Genomic DNA, 25,325 nt, shown 5'->3' on the forward strand with positions numbered 1-25,325 from the left:
TTTATTTCGAGTTTTCCAATTGGCTTTCAGGCTGCGATTTTCGCTGCGACCAAAGAGCTTACCTCAATAAGAGTGGGTCCGTTTCCCTTTTTTTGAGGGATCTAAAAATGCAGGAATTCTACTTTCCAGATTTCCGATGAAGAGATGCTCGAAGCGTCCCGCCCCTCGCTGGCACGCATAGAAGACCGGATGCAGACCCGCATCATCCGAGGCAACCTTCTCTGGCAACTCAGCAATTTGATCCAGACGACCATCGAGATGCGGTCGGCCGAATACGACATGCACCACTGAGCCGCGGCCCATCCTTGGAACAAGCGGTCATTATGGTGATATGGGTGTGGATTTCGGCGGTCTGGCGATCGGGGTCTCGTGACATGATCCGTTCGCCGAAGCGCTTCAGACGCTTCATTTGAGCCTCGAGCCGACTTCGCCTGTGATAGCCGACCCATATCTTCCAGATCGAACGCCCCAGACAGCGTGTCGCCTTGAGGATGTCCTTTCGCAAGATCGCGGCCGGTCAGTCCGGCTTCCGCGTCCGGCCATTGCGACGGATGGGCATGATCGGTTCTGCTGCCATACCCGACAATCGCAGCATGGCAGCGGCGCGTGTCATAGGCGCCGTCGCCAGTTGCCGTGTCCACTGCAAGATGAACCTTCCGTCATTCGCGCCTGCCCGTCGCACCGTGCTTGCGCGTCAACCATCCGCCATCCCCGCCGAAGCGAATGCCGATGCTGTCAATCAGGGGGGCAGTGGCTGACCGGAGCATCGACAGGGGATCTGGACCTTGATCCGCGCCTAACGGCGGCAAAGCGTCGAATAATCCAGCACGGGCCAGTCGAGCCCAGCCATTTCGATGCGGCTGGCAACCAGACCAACGGTCTGCCGAAACGGCAGGCCAAACAGAAATTTAAGCGTCAGGCAGGTCTGGATCGCACCATCGAAGAACGTCTCCCGATGCCCACGCTTTCCACTGCGGTCTGCGTGCCAGGTCATCTGCGGATCGAACCAGACCGACAACGAGCCACGTCTCCGCAGCGCTGCATTATGGTCGGACCAGTTCGTCGCGCGGTAGCGGGAGTTAGCAGGCTAGGACATACCAGAGACCGAACCCTCGGGATTCCAGAACTGAACCCCTCTCACCGATATGTGCAAGAAGCCCGGGCAGCATCAATCCCAGATATGGAAAAGGCGCCGAGTGCGCGCGTCATATGTTGATCAAGGTTTGCCTTAGCGGGATCTTTGCCCCGATTTAAAACGGGTCCTATCTTATGCCCATTAAATGAATAATGCTTCTTAAATTGCCAAACCTCTGATATTGAAACACTTGGCGCTTTTGGCATGGCTTATTTTTGACGATTACGTTCGACATTTTTTAGATAGTTTTTCTGGCTTCCAAACGCCATGGGTACGGACCGTTACGGACTGACTGCGTGGCAAACGATTTTTCTTCGGAGATTTTACCTCCGGCAACAGATATATCTTCGGCATTGCGCCCAAGCCCATGGACGGCTTTGGCGCTTGTGTCTTGTGTCTGCATCATGCTGCAGCTGTATCCCGCGATGGGCGCCGCCTTTGCATCCCACGCATTATGCGTTGGCCTGGCTGTTGTCACCGGCTATATGATCATTGCGGGACGCCATAACGATACCGCATCGGAAATGCAGGTCGCGCGGCTGACGTTGGTGATCGCGTTAGTTTTGGCACTAGGCCGCGTCCTAAGCTATGACAGCCTGCATACGTATAACACAACAGTCCCGGTTCCATTGCCGCCGATGACCCCGCGGGCGGATATCAGCACCGTTACGCTTTTGGCCCTTGCGGCGCTGAACGCACAGATCCTACTGGGCCGTCGGTGGCGCGGTGCAGCATGGCTGAACCTTGCGGTGTCGATGACGCTGTTTTCCGGCGGTGCCCTGCAGGTGGCCAGCCTGTGGATCCCAAATGTGCCGCTCACAACCAATCTTATGCAGGCGATGTGTCCGCTGGCGATTTCTATCCTTGCGCTGGGCACGGGCTGGCGATTGGGCACCGCCCCTTTGTTTTCGCGCCAGAGATCTCGGGCGGCTTTGGGTGTGTCGACCTGTATGCTGGCACTGCTGTGCACGGCCGTTATTTTCCAACGGGCATCCATGTGGCCGCTATTACATTGGATCCCTGTTCAATCCGCGATGCTGCTGATTATATTTCACGCGGCCTACCGCCGGTTAGAGCACCGCCTGACCATTTCAGCCGCGCCCCCCTACAGGCCAGTTCGTGACACATTACGCGCACAGCCCTTTCACCTATGGTTGGTTTTACGAATTTTCAGCGTCTCAACCGCGTTAACCATTGCGTCCCAGACAGTGCCATTACCGGGCTGGAGCGGCGCAACCATATGGTTGGTGCTGCCCTATCTTATGGTAGAGCTGTTCGCACTGCCCATCACCAAAGCGGCCTATGCCGTGCTGGCCGCGGTTATTGGGATTTGGCTTGGGCTGGTCTGTTGCACGCAAAGCGTGGCGCTTGCGCCCGCTCAATTGGGCTATGCCACGCTGGACGTCGCAATTGCGCTGTTGCTGGCAATGATTCAGCGCCAAATCAGCACCCCGCCCAAATACCAGCACGACAGCCTGCCTGCACCCCAGGATTTGGACCGTATGCTGGTGATGATTGCTGTGTCGCTGACCACAGTCATGACTGCCGGATTGCTGACATCGCCGCTGGCACAAGCCAGCACAGCTATGCGCCATATCCCATCACTGCGTGACATCCCTTGGCCCGATTTCATCGCATGGTGCACCCCGCGTTTGTTGGCGTTGTTCATGTTCTACACCCTTAGCGCGGCGATCACCGTGATCCGTAAAGGCGGCACAGCCGCACCGCAGCTTCAACGTGGAGTCACGATGCGATCAGTCGCCGTGGCGGGCGTGGTCATCATCATCGGTGCAATATGTGGTGCGCAGATCGGCCAAACCGCCGCACCGCATCCGTTGCTGGGGATTCCGCTGTTCCTTGTTTTGGCCGGAACAGTCTGGATGGTTCCCCCCGTATGCGCAGCCCTGATCACCTGCGCCGGTATATTGGCGGCCTTGGCCTGCGCTGATCTGTCCATCGCCGCGCCTGTACCATTGTCACTGTCGTTGCTGCTGATGGCTGCAGCGTTTTGCCAATCCGTTGCCGCGCTTTTGCACCACAATGTGACACTGGATCGGCATCTGCGTAAATTGGTGTTTGAAGATACTCATGCAATGCAGATCCTGCTGGATCGAGATCTGAATGTACTGCGGCTGAATACAGCGCTGCGTCAATATCTGGGCGTTAATCGTCTGCCGCGCGCGGTGCCGTTATCGGCGCTGTCCAATCTCGCGGTGCGCCCCTCAACGGTGCGGCATCTGCGCAATCGCGCCACGCCAGATCATTCAACGACGCAAGTATTTTCCGTTCTGGCCACCTGTCGTGATGGCACGCAGCGCCAATGTGAGGTTCAGCTGCGCCCAACGCAGACCGCCGATAATGTCCCACTCATGGTTGGAGAGGTAATTGACATCGAAGATCGCACTGCATTGCGCAGCTTTGTCAAAAACGCATGCAACCACGATCCTAATATATCGCTGATCGTGACACAAAGCGAAGGCGTGCTGTATGTCTCACCAATTTTGGCCCAAGATCTGGGCCAAAGCGAAACCGATATTATGGGCACGACCTTATCCGATCTGTTCGATAAAGATGCGCAGCAATATTTTTATAGCCTTGTGACGCAGGACGGCCAGAACGACACAGACCCAAATGCCGCACCGGCTGTGCCTATCCAGCTGAAAGGCGTTACGTTTTTGGCCAATGCCCGCGTGACCCAATCCAAGGGATCGCAGCAGGCCATCGTTACCTTCAACCTACTGTCCGTGTCACGATTGATGTCAGAGCAGGAAATGAACCGGCTGCTGCTAAAGGAAGGCCCTGCCATCATCCTAAGCCAGGACCGGCTGGGGCAAATTCAATCCGCCTCTGACGCGTGGAGCGCGCGATTTGGCTATAGCACCCGTGAAACACTGAACCACCCGTTCACAACGTTCATCGCCCCCGATCAACATGATCTGTTTGCTCAGATGATTGAAAGATGCATGCGCGGCAAGCGCAGCACGGGGATGTTCACCCTCACCACCCGTGCCGGAAATGAACGCCAGATCGAGGCCAGCTGCGTCGTGCAGGAGCAGGGTGGGAATTGGCGAATTTTATTGGCCATTACCGATGTCAGCGATCTGGTGATCGCACGCCAGGCCCTGCAAGATCAACTGGATCTGGATGATCTGACCCGGCTGAACAGTCGACGCGCGATGAACCGCCGTCTGTCACAGCTGGGACAAGAACCGGGCTGGGCGGTGCTTGTGCTCGATATTGATTTCTTCAAAAGCGTCAATGACATCCATGGTCATGCCACAGGCGATGCCCTATTGTCTTTATTAGGGCCTGTTTTGACCAAAATCGCCGGGCCAAGCGCTTTTTGTGCCCGGGTGGGGGGCGAAGAGTTTGTCATTTTGCATCCCAATATGACATGGGAAAAGGCCCGCAACCTGGCCGAAGCCTTGCGCGGTGGGATCAGCAATACGCGGCTATCCACCGGGATGGGTGATGTGGGGCGCACGGCCTCGGTAGGGGTGGCACTGACCCGTAACACCCTATGTGCGGAACGTGCGATCGTTTCGGCCGACCGCGCCTTGCAAGTGGCCAAAACCCAAGGCCGAAATCGCTGTATTCTGGCCAATCACGATTTCATACGCCGTCAATGGGAAAACGGCTCTATGATCAGCGTCGAAGAGGTCATCCGCGCCATCCGCGCTGGCGAATTCCAATGTTACCTACAGCCGATCCGCAATGCACAAGACCAGTATATCGCAGGGTTTGAAGCATTGATACGTTGGATACGGCCAAAAGCGCGGATCATGCCCACCCATCTGTTTTTGAAGCAGCTTCTAACCGCGATGGAAGATCCCGATTGCCATGCACGCATCTTGGCCATGCAGGTGGATGTCATCCGGTCTTTGACCAGTCACCCCGGGGGGTTCATCTCATTCAACACCCGGTTAGAGGCTTTGGCCTTCCAAGGCGCCGCCGCCACTTTGGACCCGCTGCAAGACGCCGCGCGCGAGACCGGGCGCACAGTTGTTCTGGAAATTACCGAGGGCACAAGCAGCGAACGTCTGGATATGGAACAGGTGCGCACCGAAATGACCGCCCTGCGCCGCAAAGGTTTTTTACTGGCGCTGGATGATTTTGGCAAAGAAGCCAGCAATCTGACACGCCTGATCAACATGCCTATCGACATCGTAAAAATCGACAAGGAACTGCTGGCCCAAGTGGAGACCGATCGCCGCCCGCGTGAAGCGCTGCGCGCCATTTGTCAGATGTGCGGCAATCTGGGCATCAGCGTTATTGCCGAAGGGATCGAACGCCAAGGCCAGCATGATTTCGCTAAATCGCTGGGGGTGACCTATGTCCAAGGCTTCCTGCTGGGCTATCCGGCCTCGCTTACCACCATTGCACAAGACAGCCCGCAACCTGCTGACTGACCGCCCTTGACCGGTACAGATGCCAAGCCTGTCAAATGCAAAGCGGCGCACCCGCACAGGGCACGCCGCTGATAGTTTCGGGCGCCACGGTATCCCCGCGCCGCCGATCCACCTTTGATTACAGGTTGAGCTTTTCTTTCACGACCGGCAGGCCTTCTTCGCCATCAATCGTGGTGACATCTTCCAGCCATGGCACGATTGTATCGGGATTCGCCGCCAGCCATGCCGACACGGCCTCATCCGGATCTTGCCCGTCATCAAGGATCGCGCCCATGATCTCATTCTCCATCGCCAAGGAGAATGTCATATTTTGCAAAAGCTTGCCAACATTAGGGCATTCCGCAACATAGCCTTTGCGCGCCACAGTCTGAACGACACCCTCGCCGCCAAAGAAATCTTCGCCGCCAGTCAGATATTGCAGATCATAATTGGCGTTCATCGGATGCGGTTCCCAACCCAGGAAGACGATGCCTTCTTGTTTCGGATACATCCGGCCCACCTGTGCCAACATGCCCTGTTCGGAGGATTCGACAACTTCCATCCCTTCCAACAGACCGCCATCATCGGTCAGATCCATCAGGTATCCGTTGCCTTCATTGCCCGGCTCAATCCCATAGATCTTGCCATCCAGCTCTTCCGAGAATTTCGGAATATCCGCATAGGTTTTCAGGCCTTTATCATACAGATAGGTCGGCACCGCGAGCGTATATTTCGTGCCAGTCAGATTGGTGCTGACCACATCAATCGTGCCCTTGTCCAAATAGGGACCTATCGCGCCTTGTTGCGCCGGCATCCAGTTGCCCAAGAATACATCGACATCACCCGACTCCAGCGATGCAAATGTCACCGGCACCCCCAGAACTTCGACATTTACATCATAGCCAAGCGCGGTCAGTACCTGATTGGCGGCCTCGGTCGTCGTGGTGATATCGGTCCAGCCAACATCAGACAGGGTCACCGTGTCACAATTGGCCTGCGCCTGAGCGACGCTAAGGGCCAATGTAGAGGCAGCCACCGTCATTTTCATAAGCGTTTTCATTTATCACTCCCGGTTTCGGTCTGAAGTTTTTATTGATTGACGAGTCAATTAGTCACCCAATAGGGTGCATTTTGCAAACAGTTTTCCCTGTGGGCCCTGCATATCCTTCTTGGATGGCAATGTTTAAAGCAATCACAATTCTGATGCCATAGACCGACGGTGCGGAACATCACCGCCTGATCAGGCACGGATTAAAACGGGAGCGCGACATAAAATGGCACAGCCAAATATCTTGATCTTCATGGTCGACCAGCTGAACGGAACGCTATTTCCCGATGGTCCGGCAGACTGGCTGCATGCGCCCAACCTTAAAAAACTGGCGGCAAAATCTGTTCGGTTTCAAAACGCCTACACTGGATCGCCGTTATGTGCGCCGGGCCGGGCCGCGTTCATGTCCGGACAGTTGCCATCGCGCAACGGGGTTTATGACAACGCTGCTGAATTCCGGTCAGACATCCCGACCTATGCACATCATCTGCGCCGCGCTGGGTATCAAACCTGCCTGTCAGGCAAGATGCATTTTGTTGGCCCCGATCAGCTACATGGGTTTGAACAGCGCCTGACCACCGACATCTATCCCGCCGATTTCGGCTGGACCCCGGATTACCGCAAGCCCGGCGAACGTATCGACTGGTGGTATCACAATATGGGATCTGTCACCGGGGCGGGCGTGGCCGAAATTTCCAATCAGATGGAATATGATGACAATGTCGCGCATGAGGCCAAAATGAAGATCTATGATCTGGCGCGCGGATTGGACGAACGGCCGTGGATGTTGACCGTATCTATGACCCACCCGCATGATCCCTATGTCGCCCGCAAAAAATATTGGGATCTATATGAAGATTGCGAACATCTGATGCCCGATATTCCCGATCCGGGATATGATGCACAAGATGCCCATTCCAAACGGATTTTTGATGCGAACAACTGGCGTGAATTCAACATCACGCCACAGGATATCCGCAAATCCCGCCGTGCCTATTTCGCCAATATTTCCTATTGTGACGATAAGATCGGCGAGGTGATGGAGGCGTTGGAAACCACCCGGCAAGAAGCGATCATTCTGTTTGTCTCGGACCACGGCGATATGCTGGGCGACCGGGGACTGTGGTTCAAAATGAGCTTCTACGACGGTTCTGCACGCGTGCCTTTGATGGTATCCGCGCCCGGACTGGAACCCGGTTTGCGCACAGAACCGGTGTCGACGCTGGATGTGACACCAACCCTATGTGAGCTGGCCGGGATTGATATGTCCGAGGTCGCGCCGTGGATCGACGGGCAATCCCTTGTCCCACTGGCCAAGGGAGAAGGCCGTGAGGAGGCCGTAAAGATCGAATACGCGGCGGAGGCCAGCTACGCTCCGCTGGTCAGTTTGCGCAAGGGGCGGTTCAAACTGAATCTATGTGCGCTGGATCCTGATCAGCTGTTTGATCTAAAGGCGGATCCTACGGAGCAGGTGAATTTGGCAACGGATCCCGCCCATGCCGATGTTTTATTGCAGCTAAAGGCGCAGGCGGCTGCGCAATGGGATCTGGAACGGTTTGACCAAGATGTACGCGCAAGCCAGGCGCGCCGCTGGGTCGTTTATGAAGCGCTGCGCCAAGGCGGGTATTATCCGTGGGATTATCAGCCGCTTAAACTCGCGTCCGAAGCCTATATGCGCAACCATATGGACCTGAATGTGCTAGAGACGAACAAACGTTTCCCGCGCGGCGAATAAACCGCCAGACCTAAACCAAGAAGGGCGCATTACACGATGCGCCCTTGCAACCAAATCAGCGATGGATAAGCCGCAAGCCAAACCCACAGAAACCGGTTCAAGCCAAAAAATATCGCGTTACTCAGGTGAAAGGCCGCTGCCACACATAGGGCGGCCATCATCAACTGCTGGTCAAGCAGGCTCAATGGGAAGAAAAATTCCAATATCATTACCCCCCAGCCCATCGCCCATAACAGCCGCGGATGATTGGCCCATCCACGCAGGTTTGTGCAGACCGGATAGGCGGAAAACAAAAACACATCGTGCAGCGCCCTGCCCTGCCGCCACTCCGGGTTTCGCAGTTTCACCCACCCCGCCCAGACATATGAGATCACCAATTGCACGCCGATATAGCCCAGCGCGAGCTCTTGATACTGTGCTGGCACCCAACGCGCCGTCGTCAGGCAAAATAAAATCAATAGCCCCATCCGATCGGAGCCGCCATTGTATGGCCCCTGAAACCGGATCAAATGCACCACACCCAGCCCTGTCAGCCCCGCCAATGCCCAATCACTGTGCCATCCCAATAGCAGCCAAAAACACAGGCATATCCGCGCGAAATGAATCCGTTTGGCATCGGCAAACCCGTTCATATGTTCCGCACTTTGCTGCAAGAACGCCAAAGCAAGCAGCATTTCCGTCAGGCGTAGGGCGAATTCAAGCGTCATACCCGGATCGGCGCACTTTCGTAATAGACATCTTTGACAAGGGCCGCGCCCTCCCTACTCCAAAATGCCAATCTGAATTGCACCATGCTTGGCCCACGGCCGATGTCGTTGCCCGTTTCAGGGCGCAGGTGGTGGCGCATATATCGCTCCAGCTCCGCGATACTATGCGCGGTGGGGTGATCCACCAGCCGCTCTGACAGGCTGACCAGATACAGGCTTTCATTCCAATCGGGGTTCCAGACCAGCCGCAGCAAATAACGGCCAAGCCCCAAACGTGCGGGACGTGGACGAAATTCACGCCAGTCATCACCGCGATCCAGCCAGCGGTATTCAATCCGGGGCGATGGCCCAACTTCGCTGAAAAAACCCCATGAGGGCAGCACAACCGGGGCAATCAATGCCAGAATATTCATACGCGCCGTTTCCAGTTTATCTTCCCTAAGGGAAAGATAGGCGCATCATCCTTAACAAATCGTGGAATACACTTACAGGCGTCAGTCTTTCATCAGCTCTCGCAGGCGATCTTCTTCTTCTTGGCTTAGCTGTTCGATCTGTGGCCCCGGCGATCTGGATCGGCCACGCAGATAGATAAACCCGCTGATCAGCGCCAAGATCAACACCGCCGGCCCAAGATACCACAACAACAGGTTTGCCCCGGTCTTTTCCGGTTCAAACAGCACATATTCACCGTAGCGATCAGTAACATAGTCCAGAACCTGCGTGTTGGTATCGCCAGCCATCAGGCGATCTCGCACCAAAATCCGCAAATCCCGCGCCACCTGGGCATTTGATTCATCGATATTTTCGCCCTGACACACCGGACAGCGCAGCACCTGGCTGATCACACGCGCACGGTTTTCCAAGGCGGGATCGGACAGGATTTCGTCAGGTTGCACCGCAAGAACCGGCCCGGCCATACAGATCAAGACCAGAAGATATTTCAACATTGCGTCACTCCGCCGGGGCGGCATGGGCCACCGTCTTGCGCGCACCTGCCGCAACCCTGTAGCGCCGATCAGACAATGACAACCCGCCCCCCAAGGCCATCATCAGGCAACCAAACCAGATCCAATTTGCGAAAGGCTTGATATAGGTGCGCACAGCCCAGCCCCCGCCGGTTTGTGGATCACCGATCACCAAATAGATGTCTCGCCAAAACCCATTGTCGATATCGGCCTCTGTCGTCGGCATCGCCTCAACGGGGTATACACGCTTTTCAGGGTGCAACACCGTGATCAGCCTGTCACCGCGGCGCACAGACAAAGACGCCATGGTCGAAGTGTAATTCGGTCCCGGAACGCGATCGACACTGTCCAAGGTAATCTCGAACCCGGCCACGTCATAGGGCTCTCCCTCTTGCGCCACGCGGATATCCTCTACTTGGCCGGCCATCAACAGCCCGATACCAATAAAGGTCACGCCCAAACCCGCATGGGCCACCGCCTTGCCCCAATCAGCGCGCGGCAGACGCAGTAAACGCGACGGCACACGGGCGGCGCGTTGCCACAGCTCCGCCAAAACGCCAAAAATGATCCAGGCACCAAGGAATGTCGCCACCAGAGCAAGCGTGGATCTGCCCGTTTCAAGCGACCACGCCAAGCCGGCCACCGCAGCCGCCAGCACAAGCGCCGGCCACAGCGGTTTGATCAGCCGCCCGATCCGCGCTCGCTTCCACGGCATCATCGCACCAATCGGCAACGCTATCGCCAAAAGCACCATAAACGGCGTGAAGGCTTTTTCAAAAAACGGCGCCCCCACAGACAGTTTGCGCGCCCATAACATCTCGGCAATCAGCGGCCAGACGGTTCCGACAAACACAACCAGTGCAGCAACCGCAAGCAAGATATTATTCAACACCAAGGCGGATTCCCGTGACACCATGGAAAAGACGCCCCGCGCCTGCATCGCGCTTGCCCGGGCGGCATACAGCACCAGCGCACCGCCCACAAAAACCGCCAAAATCGCCAAAATGAAGATGCCTCGTTCGGGGTCATTCGCGAAGGAATGGACCGAGGTAATAACACCTGAGCGCACGATAAACGTCCCAATGAGTGAAAAGCCAAAGGCCATGATTGCCAGTAAGATCGTCCAGCTTTTCAACGCCTCGCGCTTTTCCACCACAATCGCGCTATGCAGCAGAGCAGCGGCCAATAGCCACGGCATAAAGGACGCGTTTTCAACGGGATCCCAGAACCAAAAGCCGCCCCAGCCTAGCTCGTAATACGCCCACCAAGACCCCAGAGCGATACCAATGGTCAAGAAGATCCATGCCGCCAATGTCCAAGGGCGAACCCAGCGCGCCCAGGCGGCATCCACCCGTCCCTCTAACAAGGCGGCAACGGCGAAGGAAAACGCCATGGAAAGGCCAACATACCCCAGATACAAGAAAGGCGGATGAAAGGCCAATCCCGGATCTTGCAGCAGCGGGTTCAACCCCTGCCCGTTAAACGGCGCATCCACCAACCGGGTAAATGGGTTTGACGTGAATAAGATAAAGGCCAGAAACGCCAGGCCAATTAACCCTTGCACCGCCAAAACGCGGGCCTTCAAACGTGGTGGCAATGCCGCCCCAAACCATGCGGCACACGCACCAAACAAGGCCAGGATCAGCACCCACAGCAGCATTGACCCCTCGTGATTGCCCCACACACCTGAGATTTTATATAGCAGTGGCTTATCCGTGTGGCTGTTCGAAAACACCAACAGAACCGAGAAGTCAGAGGTCACAAACGCATGTGTCAGCGCCGCAAAAGACACCGCAATCAATAGAAATTGCGCGCTGGCAGCCGGGGCCGCGACATCCATCCAGCCCAACCAACCTTTATGTGCGCCGATCAATGGCACGGTCGATTGCACCACTGCCACGCAAAGGGCCAGAATTAGGGCGAAATGTCCAAGCTCGGCAATCATTAGCAACCTCCATGATGGACCCATCATAGGCCGCGCAGCCGCCAGACGAAAGCACCAAGCCACACGACCATGCGCCTATCCCAAAGCTGTGAACAGCCCACACCGGTTGGGCTGGACCAGAGCAGCAACAGCTGCGACGCGATGCTAGGGGGTTCGATGCCCCCGTGCATCGCTCCCACGTCAACCCATTGATCTCAATCTATTTACAGGCGCGCTGACGCGCGCCGCGTCGACAGCAACAAGGATGTCTCAGTGCGCACAACCCCGTCCACACGCCGGATCGCCAAAAGCAGCTCGTCGAATTCCACAAGGCTGCGCGCCCCGATTTCAACCAATAAATCCCATTGCCCATTGGTCGTATGCACGGTCTGAACGGCGGGAAACCCCAGCAATCGTGCCATGATCCGCTCGGTCTGGCGCCCGTCAATACCCAGCATCATCATACCCCGAACCTGCGCCAAATCCGTGTCAGAGCGGGTCAAAACGGTAAAACCAGTGATCTCGCCCCGTGCCGTCATCCGCTCAATTCGGGCGCGCACAGTGGCCCGCGACAGCGCCATCTGCGCGGCCAAATCACTGACCGAGGCCCGCCCGTCGCGACGCAGCGCCGCCATCAGACGCTGATCCGTCTCGTCCAGCCCAACTGTCTCGATCGCCTCACCGCCCATGTTTTGCCCTCTCAGATCGCATAGCGATCGTCTAAAAATGCGATTTTTGCATAACAGCGCGCCAAATCCGGCATGGTTCATGCAGATTCGGCTTGCGCGATATTTGCAGAACCTACATTTTTTCTGCAAGAACATTACGAAAGCTAATGTGATGGACACGCGCCCCCCGCCGCAGCTTTTGCGCATCGCTCAGGCGGCCCAAGCCATTGGAGTCGCCCCTTCGACCCTTCGCCTTTGGGAAACGCAGGGATTGATTGCACCGCATCGGCGCGCGTCGGGGCAGCGGCTTTATGATGATGATCAGATCCGGCAGTTAAAGCAGATTGCATTCTTGCGCCATGAGCAGGGGCTTAACCCTGCAGCCATCCGCGCCAATCTGTCACAGCCCCCGCGCGATGCCGAAGGCGGACAAGATGCCGGCCGCGCGCGCCTGGCCAGGCAATTGCGCAGCTTGCGTCAGGACCGGGGCAAGACGCTGGAGCAGGTCGCGCGGCCGATGGGCTTGTCGATCTCTGCCCTGTCACAGCTAGAACGGACCGGCACCGGGATCTCTTTGTCGGCTTTGGTGGACCTTGCGCAATATTACGGCACGACCTTGTCACAGCTGGCCGGGCCGGCCGCCGCCCAATCGCCCCTGATCCGCGCAGGTTCAGAACGCTGCATCCCTGTTCCTGTCTCAGGCGTTCGGGTCGAAGTTCTGGCCGAAGGCGAGCGGCAAATGGATTGCCATCGCTTCATTCTGGACCCCGGCGCCACCTCAGAAGGACGCTATGAACATGACGGAGAAGAATTTCTAACCGTCATAGAAGGGCATTTCCGGATCATTCTGGACGGCACCGAAACGCATGAGCTACGCCCCGGTGATTCACTTTATTTTGCCAGCCGCAGACCGCATTCTTGGGCCAATATCGCCCCGACCCGCACCGTGGTGTTATGGATCAACACTCCGCCGACGTTTTAACGCCATCCCAAGGCGTTGTGCCCGCGATCAATCCGCTGCATCGGTGCGATCAATCAGGGGGAACGGTGATCGCGCCATCCTCATGCACTGTTTCCATCGCCACATAGGTGGTGGTCGACGCGACATAGGGCAGCGCCGAAAGGCCCTCTCCCATCACCCTGCGGTAATCGCTGATATCACGGGTGCGCACCTTTAAAAGATAGTCGAACCCCCCCGCGATCATGTGGCATTCTTCGACCTCTGGCAGGGCGCGCACTGCCTTGTTGAAGGCTTTCAATGACAGTTCGCGCGTATCGGACAGCCGCACCTCGACGAAGGCGATATGGCTCAACCCCATTCGGATTGGATTTAACTGGGCGCGGTATCCGGTGATAACGCCCTGGTCCTCCAGCCGTTTGACCCGCGCTTGCACCGGTGTCTTGGTCAGCCCGACACGGCGCGCCAGCTCTGTCATCGACAATCGACCTTCCTCTGAAAGAGCCTGCAAAATCTTACGATCATATCCATCAAGCTCAGGAAGGTCATTTGGCATTTCATATATCCACAATTTGGTCAAATTGACCATATATCGCCAGCGAACAGACGAAAAGACTTTGATGAACGGGGTATGCTGGATCGAATACTTATTCACCCTGTCCATCACGGGAGCCCGCCCATGACCACCACGTCCCCCCCCCTTCTGTCGCTGCTGGAAATTGACGCGCTGACGTTGCAGCCCGAAGCCCCTCTTTTGCACCGGTTGATCACGCAAGCGGCGCTGCCCCAGGCGCAGCGCGCGAAAATTTCCAACCGTGCTGCCGATCTGGTGCGCCGTATCCGTGCGGATGCCCGCCCTGGGCTGATGGAAGTATTTCTGGCGGAATATGGGCTGTCGACCGCCGAAGGTATCGCGCTGATGTGTCTGGCAGAGGCGCTACTGCGCGTGCCCGATGCGGATACGATGGACGAGCTGATCGAGGACAAGATCGCTCCATCGGATTGGGGCAAACATTTGGGTCATTCCGCCTCGCCACTGGTGAATGCTTCCACATGGGGATTGATGCTGACAGGCAAGGTTCTTGATGATCGCCCGCCGGGGATTGCCGGGCACTTGCGCGGCGCCATCCGCCGCTTGGGCGAGCCGGTGATCCGCAAAGCCGTCGCACGTGCGATGAAGGAAATGGGCCGCCAGTTCGTTTTGGGAGAAACGATCACCGCCGCCATGGAGCGCGCCGCGAAGCAAGAGGCCAAAGGGTATAGCTATTCCTATGATATGCTGGGCGAGGCCGCCCGCACCATGGCCGACGCACAACGCTATGAGCGCGCCTATAGTGACGCAATCACCGCAATTGCGCAGCGATGTAAGCCCGGACAATTGCGCGACAACCCCGGAATTTCGGTCAAGTTTTCCGCCCTGCATCCACGCTATGAGCTGGCACAGGAAGGCCGCGTGGTCGCAGAGCTGGTGCCGGTGGTGATCGGTCTGGCAAAACAAGCAGCACGCGCCGATATGTCCTTTACCGTTGATGCAGAAGAGGCCGACCGCCTAACGCTGTCCTTGCGCGTGATTGAGGCCGTCTTGGAGGATCCCGAGCTTGCCGGATGGGACGGGTTTGCCGTGGTTGTGCAGGCGTATGGCCGGCGCTGCGGTGAGGCGCTTGATTGGCTATATGCGCTTGCGGCGCGGTTGGATCGGCGGATCATGGTGCGGCTGGTCAAGGGCGCCTATTGGGATGCGGAAATCAAACGCGCGCAGGTTTTTGGGCTGGACGACTTTCCGGTATTCACCCGCAAGGCCGCAACAGATGTCAGCTATATCGCCAATGCAAAAAAGCTGTTGGGAATGACCGATCGCATCTATCCGCAATTTGCAGGTCATAACGCGCATACTGTGGCCGCGATCCTAGAACTGGCAGGTGAAGACACCCGCAGGTTTGAATTTCAGCGCCTGCATGGCATGGGCGAGCGGCTGCATGACATTGTGCTGGCTGACGAAAAGACCCGTTGCCGGGTCTATGCCCCCGTCGGGGCGCATCGGGACCTGTTGGCCTATCTGGTGCGGCGACTGTTGGAAAACGGCGCCAATTCCAGTTTTGTCAACCAGATCGTTGACGAGGATGTCGCGCCAGAAACCGTTGCTGCCTGTCCCTTTGATCAGGTCGCAAATTTTGCGACAGTGGAAAATCCGATCTTGCGCGCGCCGGCACATCTATTCAACGACCGACCCAATTCCAAAGGGTTTGACCTGTGGCAGCGTGGCGCGCTTGCGGCCATCGAGACCGCGCGCGCGCCGTATGCCACGGGCTTGCTGCCCGCGCCATACCCGCGTGTCGCCGGCCTTTGCGCCCCATTGCCCGCACGCCCGGCGGTGAATCCAGCCACGCACGCGCTGATTGCCGAGATCCACGATGCTTCTGACGCCGATATTGCCACCGCGTTGAGCGCCGCCACCCCATGGGCCGCCGATGCCGCCACACGGGCCGAGATTTTGAACCGCGCAGCAGATCTGTATGAAAGCCACTACGGCGAAATCTTTGCTATTTTGGCACGGGAGGCAGGGAAGTCGCTGCTAGATGCCGTAGGAGAGCTGCGCGAGGCCGTGGATTTCTTACGATTTTATGCGGCCCATATTCCACAGGTGCCGCCGCGTGGTGTCTTTACCTGTATCAGCCCATGGAATTTTCCGCTGGCAATCTTTACCGGGCAAATCGCGGCGGCGCTGGCCACGGGCAATGCAGTGCTGGCCAAGCCGGCCGAGCAAACCCCGATCATCGCACATTTCGCCACCAAGCTGTTGCATGACGCAGGTGTCCCGGCGACTGCATTGCAGCTACTGCCCGGTGAAGGGGGGCGCGTTGGTGCCGCCCTGACCTCGGATCCGCGCGTGGATGGTGTGGCCTTTACCGGATCGACCGCAACGGCAAAACGGATCCGCGCGACGATGGCAGACACGCTGGCACCGGGCGCGCCATTGATCGCGGAAACCGGAGGGTTGAATGCGATGATCGTGGATTCCACTGCCCTGCCCGAACAGGCGGTGCGCGACATTCTGGCCTCGGCCTTTCAATCGGCGGGGCAACGGTGTTCGGCCCTGCGCTGCCTATATGTGCAAGACGATGTTGCGCCTCATCTGACCGAGATGCTGTTTGGCGCGATGGAGGAGTTGAGCTTAGGTGACCCGTGGCATTTGGCGACTGATATCGGCCCGGTGATTGACGCAGCCGCGCAAAAGACCATTCGCACCCATATCGACAAGGCCCGCAGCGAAGGCCGCCTGATGAAAGAGATGACCGCACCTCAAGAGGAGGGTACATTCATTGGCCCTGCGGTGATCTCCATCACTGGGATCAATGATCTGCAACACGAAATTTTCGGCCCGGTCTTGCATATTGCGACCTTCAAATCCCACGAGCTGGATCAGGTGATCGACGATATCAACGCAACCGGATACGGGCTGACCTTTGGCCTGCACACCAGGATTGACAACCGTGTGCAAGACGTCACCGAAAAGATGCAGACCGGTAATATCTATGTCAATCGCAACCAGATCGGTGCGATCGTCGGCAGCCAGCCCTTCGGCGGTGAGGGCCTGTCGGGCACAGGCCCCAAAGCGGGCGGGCCCGACTATATGTGGCGGTTTACCACGGGCGGCACGCAATCACGACCAGATATGATACGCAGCCTGCCCGGCCCGACTGGCGAGTCCAATCGCTTGAGCCTACATAAACGCGCGCCTATCCTGTGCCTGGGACCGGGCCATGAGCAGGCCCAGGCACAGCAAGCCGCCGTGCAGGCACTGGGTGGGGAGGCGGAATTGGCACCTGCATTGACGCCCCACAGCCTGTCTATCCGCACGGGATTTGGCGGCGCGCTGTATTGGGGACCACCAAATCAGGCGCGGCCATTCGCGCAGGCCTTGGCCACGCGGCCGGGACCGATCCTGCCGTTGATCACCGGCGCGCCCGATATTGGCCACGTCTATCACGAACGCCATGTCTGCATCGACACGACCGCCGCAGGTGGGAACACCGCATTGCTGTCCAGTGCCGGGGCTGAATAAGCCCCGTCTTGCAGGCGCTGTTTCGGCCTGCGATTGATCAGCCACCGTGCCAGATCATCGATAAGCACATATGAAAAAGCCGGGCATCGCTGCCCGGCTTTGGCGTTATTTGTGGTACCGCACTGCGCCTTGACGATCAACAGCCGCGCAAAAGTGCGGCAACACCAGTGCGGGCGATATTGACCAACCCCAAAGGGCGCATCAGATCGGCAAAAGCATCGATTTTATCCGGCGTGCCGGTCAGTTCGAATACAAAGCTTTCCAAGGTGGAATCGACGACACTGGCGCGGAAAATTTCGGCCAGACGCAAAGATTCAATGCGTTTCTCACCCGAGGATTTCACCTTCAGCAACGCCAATTCGCGCTCTACTGCAGGGCCGGTGCGGGTCAGGTCGATCACGTCATGAACCGGAACAATACGGCCCAGCTGCGCGCGGATCTGGTCAATCACCTCTTCTGTGCCGCGCGTCACAATGGTGATACGCGACCGCTTCCCCTCATGATCGATTTCGGCAACCGTCAGACTGTCGATATTATAACCGCGGCCCGAAAACAGACCGATCACGCGCGCCAGAACGCCGGCCTCGTTATCGACCAGAACGGCAAGCGTGTGGCTGGCGACACCTTGCGCGTGGTAATCGCGCAGGTCATAGGCGGAATGCGAAGTGGAGCCTTGTTTGATGTTCAGAGCGGCCATCTGCCTATCTCCCTTTGAACGTTGGTCGCGGTCGACCAATGGAAATCTATGTGGCGAAAGCGCGCCCTTGGCGGCATTTAGCCCCCTGCGGGCGCGGGGCACGCGACAGCAGATGCTGCCACGGCCCAAAGGCGCATCACACCAGCGTCGCGCCTTCTTTGAAGGCATCGGCATCCGCCGCGAGCAACATTTCATTATGCGGCTTGCCTGACGGGATCATCGGGAAGCAGTTTTCATGTTTTTCAACCCGGCAATCGAACAAAACGGGGCCATCATAATTGATCATTTCCATGATCGCATCATCCAGATCCGCCGGATCCGTGCACAAGATCCCTTTCCAGCCAAAGCTTTCGGCCAGTTTCACGAAATCAGGCAAGCTTTCTGACCAGCTGTGGGAATACCGTTCCCCATGCAGCAATTCTTGCCACTGGCGCACCATGCCAAGGCGCTCATTGTTCAAGATGAACTGTTTCACCGGCAAACGGAATTGCGTGGCCGTTCCCAGCTCTTGCATATTCATAAGCCACGAAGCCTCACCGGCGACATTGATCACCAGCGCATCCGGGTGGGCCACCTGCACGCCGATCGAGGCGGGGAAGCCATACCCCATCGTGCCCAACCCGCCCGAGGTCATCCACCGGTTGGGCGCGTCAAATTGCAGATATTGCGCGGCCCACATCTGGTGCTGACCTACCTCGGTCGTGATGTAGCGATCATGGTTTTTTGTCAGCGCTTCAAGCCGTTCCAAAGCATATTGTGGCTTAATCACCGTGTCGGACGAGGTATAGGCCAGGCAACGCACTGCACGCCATTCGTCAATCTGCGACATCCATGCCGCAACCTCTGCCGTGGCTGTCTTACGGCCGCGCGCCTTCCAGACCTTCAAAATATCTTCCAACACATGGCCCACATCGCCAATGATCGGCAAATCCACGCGGATGATTTTGTTGATCGACGACGGATCGATATCAATATGTGCCTTCACCGAACCTGGTGAGAAATCCGCCACCCGGCCCGTGATCCGGTCATCGAACCGTGCGCCGATATTGATCATCAGATCGCAATCATGCATCGCAAGGTTTGCCTCATAGAGGCCATGCATCCCCAGCATCCCCAGCCAGGATTTCCCGGACGCCGGATAGGCACCAAGCCCCATTAATGTCGAAGTGATCGGGAAGCCGGTCGCATCGACCAATTCAGTCAACAGCTGACAGGCGCCCTTGCCAGAGTTGATAACCCCGCCGCCCGTGTAAAACACAGGCTTCTTTGCTGTTTCCATCAGCTCGACCAGTTTGGTGATCGCGTCGATATCGCCTTTCACCTTGGGCTGGTAATGGTTGGGTGTCATTGATTTCGGCGGCACATAGGTTCCGCTGGCAAATTGCACATCCTTGGGCAGGTCAATCAACACTGGGCCGGGCCGGCCTGTGGTCGCCACATGAAAGGCCTTATGCACGGTCTGGGCAACATCTTCAGCGTCACGCACCAGCCAGTTATGCTTAGTGCAAGGCCGGGTAATGCCCACGGTATCGGCCTCTTGGAAGCCGTCCGTACCAATCATGAATGTCGGCACCTGCCCCGAAATCACCACCAGTGGGATACTGTCCAAAAGCGCATCGGTCAGACCCGTCACAGCATTCGTGGCGCCGGGGCCAGATGTCACCAGAACACAGCCCGGCTTACCGGTTGATCGGGCATAGCCTTCAGCCATATGAACCGCGGCTTGTTCATGGCGCACAAGGATATGGCGAACGTCATTTTGTTGAAAAATTGCGTCATAGATCGGTAGGACAGCGCCGCCGGGGTAACCAAAAATTACTTCGACCCCGTGATCCTTTAGCGCCTGAACCACCATTTCCGCGCCGGTCATCTGACGTGACATCGCCTTCTCCATCCAACCGCCCCCACCGGGGCCTATCCATTCATCCGCAGCGATATGGCTGTGATGCCTCAGGCGCAAGCGCCGATAAGAAAAAACCCCCGACAAAGCGGGGGCGCATGGGAACCATCATGGTCAAACCGTTACCGGCCCACGCGCATCCTTTCGACTACGACAAGAAGCGAGATCATCGCCATTCCTTTCAACTGCATTCGGCGAGACATTATGTGCCCAAAGCGAGGGCGTCAACGTCAAAACGACACCGAAAGTAACATCAAAGGCCAAAAATCTTTCCCATTGTTGCTATAGATTTGCGGTTTTTGAAATTAAAATCCTGCCGGTGGCGATTCTCACGAACGTCCTTACGAGTCGCCGCACGCGCCGTGCCGCCACATATATGAATGAAACGCGACCCTGCATCCGCTCGCAGCCATGACGGAGAGGCAAAACCGACATGATCTAGCGATCACCCGTGTGAATGGTCTTTCCAAACTGGTGAAGAACGCGCTATTTGCATCCAGCTTCGCGCTTTTGCCCCGCACCAAGCTGCGTCCTGCAAAAACCCTGTGAAATTGGTCACTCCAGATCACCAAAGGCGGGATTTTCGTTGACCTGTTGGGGAGGCTCGGCCAATGAATGATAACCCCCACAACCTGAGTTGTTGGGTCCGAAAGGTTCAGGGAGGAACATATGGGCGGCTTGCTGGCCCTTGCGCGGGGGATTGACCGCGTCAACACTTTCATCGGAAAAGCCGTCTCTTGGCTCATCTTGCTCGCGATTTTGGTCAGTGCGGTCAACGCGACGATCCGCAAGGTCTTTAGCATTTCGTCTAACGCATGGTTGGAGCTACAATGGTATCTGTATGGTGCCGCGTTCTTATTGGCTGCGGCCTATACGCTGAAACAGAACGAACATATCCGTATTGATATTGTCTATGGGGCGTTTTCGCGCCGGGTGCAGCATTGGATTGATCTGATCGGTCATCTGCTGTTCTTGATGCCGTTCCTGACGCTGATGCTGTATCTGCTGTATCCCTATGTCATGCGCTCTGTCGCGTCGGGTGAAGTATCAACCAATGCGGGCGGGCTGATCCTTTGGCCGGCCAAGGCGCTGCTTTTGGCAGGGTTCACGCTGCTATATGCACAGGGTATTTCAGAGATCATCAAGAAGATCGCTGTAATGCGCGGCCTGATCGAGGACCCCTTCCCCAGCGTTGGCCCGCATGGGGCGGATCCGATCGTGAAAGAGGAGGCGCTGTAAGATGATCATGGAGCTTATCGCGCAGAACATGGCGCCCATCATGTTCATCTCGCTGATTGCGTTTCTCCTTCTGGGCTATCCGGTAGCGTTCTCGCTGGCGGCGAATGGTCTGTTGTTCTTTATCATCGGGGTCGAGCTGGCGCCATTGTCCGAAGGTGCCATCCATCTAAGCTGGCCGCTGTTGAACGCGCTGCCGGAACGATTCTGGGGCGTCTTATCCAATGAGACATTGCTCGCAATCCCGTTCTTTACCTTCATGGGGATCGTGTTGGAGAAATCCGGCATGGCCGAGGATTTGCTGGACACCATCGGCCAATTGTTTGGCCCGGTCCGTGGTGGTCTGGCCTATGCGGTGATTATCGTAGGGGCGCTGTTGGCGGCGACCACCGGCGTGGTTGCAGCATCCGTGATTGCGATGGGCCTTATTTCCCTGCCGATCATGCTGCGCTACGGCTATGACCGCAGGGTGGCCTCGGGGGTGATTGCGGCCTCGGGCACCTTGGCGCAGATCATCCCACCATCGCTGGTCTTGATCGTTCTGGCCGACCAGCTGGGCCGATCCGTAGGCGATATGTATAAAGGCGCGCTGATCCCGGGCATGGTTTTGACGGGGATTTATCTGGGCTATGTTGCCGTGATGTCCATCATCCGACCCAAGTCAATGCCCGCCCTACCGGTTGAGGCGCGCACGCTTGGCTCTGGCGTCACCTCGCTATTTGTGGTGCTGGCTGCGGGTATCGCGCTGTTCTTCGCCATGGATCGCTATCTGGCCGCCAATCACGACCCTAATGATGCGGGCATCTTGGCTGCCGTGATCGCGGTTCTGGTCGTCTATGGCGTCGCCGCTGCCGATAAGATGTTCAAAATCAATTTGATGAGCCGCCTTGGCCAACAAGTTGTCATCGTATTGATCCCGCCGTTGGCGCTGATCTTTCTGGTGCTGGGCACGATCTTTCTTGGCGTTGCGACCCCGACCGAAGGCGGTGCGATGGGGGCAGTGGGTGCGCTGATCCTGTCGGCGATGAAAGGACGGCTGAACCTTGGCGTTGTCAAAGACGCTTTGGCTGCAACCACCCGCCTGTCGGCCTTTGTTATGTTCATCTTGATCGGTGCGCGAGTGTTCTCGTTGACCTTCTACGGCGTGAACGGGCATCTGTGGGTGGAGCATCTGCTGACCTCGCTGCCCGGCGGGCAGACCGGCTTCTTGATCGTCGTGTCGATTTTGGTGTTCTTCCTTGCCTTCTTCCTGGATTTCTTTGAGCTGGCCTTCATCATCGTTCCGCTTCTGGCCCCTGCGGCCGAGGCAATGGGCATTGATCTGATCTGGTTCGGCGTGATCCTGGGGGTGAATATGCAGACATCCTTTATGCACCCGCCCTTCGGGTTCGCGCTGTTCTTCTTGCGATCTGTCGCGCCCAAAGTGCCTTATCTGGATAAGGTCACCGGCAAGCTGACGGATCCGGTCAAAACATCGCAGATCTATTGGGGCGCCGTGCCATTCGTCTTCATCCAGATTGCGATGATCGCAATTGTTATCACCTTTCCGGGAATGGTCATGCATTACAAAGGTCCGGCGATTGATCCGGCAACCATTGATATGCGCCTGCCCGACATGCCCGGTTTGGGCGGAGGAATGGGCGGTGGCCTTGGTGGTGGTTTGGGCGGCGGCCTTGATGGCGGCATCCCGGGTCTGGGCGGCCTTACACCGCTGGGCGCCCCCAGCGGCAATCCTGTCACCCCCCCGCAGGGCGGCGATGCCAGCCTTGGCATCCCGGCCCCGCTTGGGCTGGGCGGTTTGAACGGCAACTAAAAAAACCAACATAGAAACGGCGGCCCAATTGGCCGCCGTTTCTATGTTCTCAGTTCCATGATGCCATGTCGTTAGAAAAACCGCCCCGAAGGGCGGTTTTCTTTAATCGTCCATCTTCAGCGCCGCGATAAAGGCGGATTGCGGGATTTCAACTTTCCCGAATTGACGCATCTTCTTCTTACCGGCTTTTTGCTTTTCCAAAAGCTTCTTCTTTCGGGTCGCATCACCGCCATAACATTTCGCCGTCACGTCTTTGCGCATCGCGGACAGGGTTTCACGGGCAATCACCCGCCCCCCGATGGCCGCCTGAATTGGAATTTTGAACATATGCCGTGGGATCAGATCTTTGAGCTTTTCGCACATCACCCGGCCCCGGCTTTCAGCCCGATCACGGTGCACCATGATCGACAACGCGTCCACCGGCTCGTCATTGACCAGGATCGACATCTTGACCAAAGCATCTTCACGATAGCCCGTAATCTGATAATCGAAAGAGGCATAACCTTTGGTTACAGATTTCAAACGGTCGTAGAAATCAAAAACCACCTCGGCCAATGGCAAATCATAAACAACCATCGCGCGGCTGCCCGCATAGGTCAGGTCTTCTTGAATACCACGACGGTCTTGGCACAGCTTCAGCACATCGCCCAGATACTCATCCGGCACAAGGATCGTCGCCTTGATCCGGGGCTCTTCGATGTGATCAACATAGGTAAGGTCGGGCATATCGGCGGGGTTGTGCAAATCACGCACTTCACCGTCTTTCATATGTAGCTTGAACACAACGCTGGGCGCGGTGGTGATCAAATCCAGATCATATTCGCGTTCCAAACGGTCGCGGATCACTTCCAGATGCAGCAGCCCAAGGAAACCACAGCGGAACCCAAAGCCAAGCGCGGCGGATGTCTCCATCTCGGAACTGAATGACGCATCGTTCAACTGCAGCTTTTCAATCGCGTCGCGCAGATCTTCGAAGTCGTTCGCATCCACCGGAAACAGGCCGCAGAATACGACAGGCTGAGCAGGTTTGAACCCCGGCAGCGCCTTTTCACACCCCTTCTTCTCGGTCGTGATTGTGTCGCCCACACGGGTGTCACGCACCTGTTTGATCGACCCGGTCCAGATGCCGATTTCACCCGGCCCCAGTTCTGCGATATCAACCATCTTCGGCTTTAATACGGCCAGCTTATCGACACCGTAAACGGCGCCGGTCTGCATCATCTTAATCCGGTCGCCCTTGCGGATGACACCGTCAATCACCCGGATCATGACCACGACGCCCAAATAGGCGTCATACCAGCTGTCCACCAGCATCGCCTTTAACGGCGCGTCTCTGTCGCCTTTGGGCGCAGGCAAGCGGGTTACGATGGCTTCCAGCACATCGGGAATACCCAAACCAGATTTCGCTGAAATCAGCACCGCGTCCGAGGCGTCGATGCCGATCACATCTTCAATCTGCTCGGCCACGCGCACAGGGTCTGCCGCAGGCAGATCGACTTTGTTCAAAACCGGCACAATTTCATGATCGGCATCAATCGCCTGATACACGTTGGCCAGCGTCTGCGCCTCGACCCCTTGTGAGGCATCGACGACCAGCAGCGAACCTTCGACCGCCTGCATGGACCGCGAGACTTCATAAGCGAAATCAACGTGACCGGGGGTATCGATCAGATTGAGGATATAGGTTTTTCCATCCTTTGCCGGATATTCGATCCGAACCGAGTTGGCCTTGATCGTGATGCCGCGCTCGCGCTCGATATCCATCGAGTCGAGCATTTGCGCCTTCATGTCACGTTCGGCCACCGTCCCGGTGAGCTGAATCAGCCGGTCGGCGAGTGTCGATTTACCGTGGTCAATATGGGCCACGATGGAGAAGTTGCGGATGCGATCAAGGTCGGTCATGCGCGCGATATATATGGGATTTGCAGAGCCGGGAAGAGGAATTCGCGCATAAGGATCGAAAGGCGTAAACACAGCAATGTCGCATATACGGCACCAGCGGCACTTTGCCCCCTTCGCCCTTTTACGCAGGCTGGCACAATAAGAACATCGTGAACGCTGCTGCACGCCTCATGATCTTGCAATGTA

18 protein-coding genes and 1 pseudogene are annotated in these 25,325 nt (G+C 57.0%); 7 read left to right on the plus strand and 12 right to left on the minus strand.

Annotated elements, in window-relative coordinates:
* Window positions 1-63 precede the first annotated feature (63 nt).
* Window positions 64-303, minus strand: a complete 240-nt coding sequence (locus tag BFP70_RS21120; RefSeq protein ID WP_176715586.1) for a hypothetical protein — start codon at window positions 301-303, stop codon at window positions 64-66.
* Window positions 230-1,036, minus strand: a pseudogene (locus tag BFP70_RS20470) (transposase). The gene BFP70_RS21120 and the pseudogene BFP70_RS20470 overlap by 74 nt, the downstream one beginning before the upstream one ends.
* A gap of 395 nt (window positions 1,037-1,431) precedes the next feature.
* Here BFP70_RS20470 and BFP70_RS16465 point away from each other — a divergent pair.
* A complete protein-coding gene (locus BFP70_RS16465) occupies window positions 1,432-5,544 on the plus strand; it encodes an EAL domain-containing protein (RefSeq protein ID WP_141693239.1) in 4,113 nt (1,370 codons plus the stop codon).
* A gap of 118 nt (window positions 5,545-5,662) precedes the next feature.
* Here the strand turns inward: BFP70_RS16465 and choX are convergent, their stop codons facing one another.
* Window positions 5,663-6,583 carry a choline ABC transporter substrate-binding protein gene (choX, locus tag BFP70_RS16470; RefSeq protein ID WP_066012737.1) on the minus strand — a complete coding sequence of 307 codons (921 nt, stop codon included), beginning with the start codon at window positions 6,581-6,583 and terminating at the stop codon, window positions 5,663-5,665.
* A gap of 214 nt (window positions 6,584-6,797) precedes the next feature.
* On the opposite strand from choX, the gene betC reads away from it, so the two are divergent.
* A complete protein-coding gene (gene betC / locus BFP70_RS16475) occupies window positions 6,798-8,306 on the plus strand; it encodes a choline-sulfatase (RefSeq protein WP_066012738.1) in 1,509 nt (502 codons plus the stop codon).
* A 29-nt stretch (window positions 8,307-8,335) separates the two neighbouring features.
* Here the strand turns inward: betC and BFP70_RS16480 are convergent, their stop codons facing one another.
* From BFP70_RS16480 to BFP70_RS16500, 5 genes are all read right to left on the minus strand, one after another.
* Window positions 8,336-9,013: an HTTM domain-containing protein gene (locus tag BFP70_RS16480; RefSeq protein WP_066012739.1), complete on the minus strand. Its 678-nt coding sequence runs from the start codon at window positions 9,011-9,013 to the stop codon at window positions 8,336-8,338.
* On the minus strand, window positions 9,010-9,426 hold the full coding sequence (locus BFP70_RS16485; protein WP_066012740.1) for a hypothetical protein: 417 nt from the start codon (window positions 9,424-9,426) through the stop codon (window positions 9,010-9,012). The genes BFP70_RS16480 and BFP70_RS16485 overlap by 4 nt, the downstream gene beginning before the upstream one ends.
* A gap of 81 nt (window positions 9,427-9,507) precedes the next feature.
* The gene (locus tag BFP70_RS16490) at window positions 9,508-9,960 is read right to left on the minus strand and encodes a cytochrome c-type biogenesis protein (RefSeq protein ID WP_066012741.1); all 453 of its coding nucleotides are present in this window, start codon (window positions 9,958-9,960) and stop codon (window positions 9,508-9,510) included.
* A gap of 4 nt (window positions 9,961-9,964) precedes the next feature.
* On the minus strand, window positions 9,965-11,923 hold the full coding sequence (locus BFP70_RS16495; RefSeq protein ID WP_066012742.1) for a heme lyase CcmF/NrfE family subunit: 1,959 nt from the start codon (window positions 11,921-11,923) through the stop codon (window positions 9,965-9,967).
* Window positions 11,924-12,126: 203 nt separating this feature from the next.
* On the minus strand, window positions 12,127-12,561 hold the full coding sequence (locus BFP70_RS16500) for an Lrp/AsnC family transcriptional regulator (RefSeq protein WP_066012929.1): 435 nt from the start codon (window positions 12,559-12,561) through the stop codon (window positions 12,127-12,129).
* A gap of 181 nt (window positions 12,562-12,742) precedes the next feature.
* On the opposite strand from BFP70_RS16500, the gene BFP70_RS16505 reads away from it, so the two are divergent.
* Window positions 12,743-13,552 carry a MerR family transcriptional regulator gene (locus tag BFP70_RS16505; protein ID WP_066012930.1) on the plus strand — a complete coding sequence of 270 codons (810 nt, stop codon included), beginning with the start codon at window positions 12,743-12,745 and terminating at the stop codon, window positions 13,550-13,552.
* 49 nt (window positions 13,553-13,601) lie between these two features.
* Here BFP70_RS16505 and BFP70_RS16510 read toward each other — a convergent pair whose 3' ends face one another.
* A complete protein-coding gene (locus BFP70_RS16510) occupies window positions 13,602-14,084 on the minus strand; it encodes an Lrp/AsnC family transcriptional regulator (protein ID WP_066012931.1) in 483 nt (160 codons plus the stop codon).
* 123 nt (window positions 14,085-14,207) lie between these two features.
* Here BFP70_RS16510 and putA point away from each other — a divergent pair, with 123 nt between their 5' ends.
* Window positions 14,208-17,591 (plus strand): bifunctional proline dehydrogenase/L-glutamate gamma-semialdehyde dehydrogenase PutA, encoded by a 3,384-nt coding sequence (gene putA, locus BFP70_RS16515; RefSeq protein WP_083217567.1) that lies wholly within the window; start codon window positions 14,208-14,210, stop codon window positions 17,589-17,591.
* A 136-nt stretch (window positions 17,592-17,727) separates the two neighbouring features.
* On the opposite strand, the gene ilvN is transcribed toward putA, so the two are convergent.
* A complete protein-coding gene (gene ilvN / locus BFP70_RS16520) occupies window positions 17,728-18,288 on the minus strand; it encodes an acetolactate synthase small subunit (RefSeq protein ID WP_066012743.1) in 561 nt (186 codons plus the stop codon).
* Window positions 18,289-18,424: 136 nt separating this feature from the next.
* A complete protein-coding gene (locus BFP70_RS16525) occupies window positions 18,425-20,170 on the minus strand; it encodes an acetolactate synthase 3 large subunit (RefSeq protein ID WP_066012744.1) in 1,746 nt (581 codons plus the stop codon).
* A gap of 429 nt (window positions 20,171-20,599) precedes the next feature.
* Between BFP70_RS16525 and BFP70_RS21125 the strand changes: the two genes are divergently transcribed.
* The 3 genes from BFP70_RS21125 (at window position 20,600) to BFP70_RS16535 (ending at window position 23,237) form a co-directional block, all read left to right on the plus strand.
* On the plus strand, window positions 20,600-20,737 hold the full coding sequence (locus BFP70_RS21125) for a hypothetical protein (RefSeq protein WP_176715590.1): 138 nt from the start codon (window positions 20,600-20,602) through the stop codon (window positions 20,735-20,737).
* Between the two features lie 120 nt (window positions 20,738-20,857).
* Window positions 20,858-21,427: a TRAP transporter small permease subunit gene (locus tag BFP70_RS16530; RefSeq protein WP_066012745.1), complete on the plus strand. Its 570-nt coding sequence runs from the start codon at window positions 20,858-20,860 to the stop codon at window positions 21,425-21,427.
* A gap of 4 nt (window positions 21,428-21,431) precedes the next feature.
* Window positions 21,432-23,237, plus strand: a complete 1,806-nt coding sequence (locus tag BFP70_RS16535) for a TRAP transporter large permease subunit (protein WP_066012933.1) — start codon at window positions 21,432-21,434, stop codon at window positions 23,235-23,237.
* A gap of 102 nt (window positions 23,238-23,339) precedes the next feature.
* Here BFP70_RS16535 and lepA read toward each other — a convergent pair whose 3' ends face one another.
* The gene (gene lepA / locus BFP70_RS16540) at window positions 23,340-25,139 is read right to left on the minus strand and encodes a translation elongation factor 4 (protein WP_066012934.1); all 1,800 of its coding nucleotides are present in this window, start codon (window positions 25,137-25,139) and stop codon (window positions 23,340-23,342) included.
* Between the last annotated feature and the right edge of the window lie 186 nt (window positions 25,140-25,325).

It is taken from the genome of Thioclava sp. SK-1, from assembly GCF_001705665.1.
Taxonomy (GTDB): Bacteria; Pseudomonadota; Alphaproteobacteria; order Rhodobacterales; family Rhodobacteraceae; genus Thioclava.

Coding starts and splice junctions, on each gene's coding strand:
- BFP70_RS16485 (WP_066012740.1), bottom strand. CDS start 9,426: ATGAATATTCTGGCATTGATTGCCCCGGTTGTGCTGCCCTCATGGGGT.
- betC (WP_066012738.1), top strand. CDS start 6,798: ATGGCACAGCCAAATATCTTGATCTTCATGGTCGACCAGCTGAACGGA.
- lepA (WP_066012934.1), bottom strand. CDS start 25,139: ATGACCGACCTTGATCGCATCCGCAACTTCTCCATCGTGGCCCATATT.
- BFP70_RS21120 (WP_176715586.1), bottom strand. CDS start 303: ATGGGCCGCGGCTCAGTGGTGCATGTCGTATTCGGCCGACCGCATCTC.
- putA (WP_083217567.1), top strand. CDS start 14,208: ATGACCACCACGTCCCCCCCCCTTCTGTCGCTGCTGGAAATTGACGCG.
- BFP70_RS21125 (WP_176715590.1), top strand. CDS start 20,600: ATGACGGAGAGGCAAAACCGACATGATCTAGCGATCACCCGTGTGAAT.
- ilvN (WP_066012743.1), bottom strand. CDS start 18,288: ATGGCCGCTCTGAACATCAAACAAGGCTCCACTTCGCATTCCGCCTAT.
- BFP70_RS16480 (WP_066012739.1), bottom strand. CDS start 9,013: ATGACGCTTGAATTCGCCCTACGCCTGACGGAAATGCTGCTTGCTTTG.
- BFP70_RS16505 (WP_066012930.1), top strand. CDS start 12,743: ATGGACACGCGCCCCCCGCCGCAGCTTTTGCGCATCGCTCAGGCGGCC.
- BFP70_RS16510 (WP_066012931.1), bottom strand. CDS start 14,084: ATGCCAAATGACCTTCCTGAGCTTGATGGATATGATCGTAAGATTTTG.
- BFP70_RS16490 (WP_066012741.1), bottom strand. CDS start 9,960: ATGTTGAAATATCTTCTGGTCTTGATCTGTATGGCCGGGCCGGTTCTT.
- choX (WP_066012737.1), bottom strand. CDS start 6,583: ATGAAAACGCTTATGAAAATGACGGTGGCTGCCTCTACATTGGCCCTT.
- BFP70_RS16495 (WP_066012742.1), bottom strand. CDS start 11,923: ATGATTGCCGAGCTTGGACATTTCGCCCTAATTCTGGCCCTTTGCGTG.
- BFP70_RS16525 (WP_066012744.1), bottom strand. CDS start 20,170: ATGTCACGTCAGATGACCGGCGCGGAAATGGTGGTTCAGGCGCTAAAG.
- BFP70_RS16530 (WP_066012745.1), top strand. CDS start 20,858: ATGGGCGGCTTGCTGGCCCTTGCGCGGGGGATTGACCGCGTCAACACT.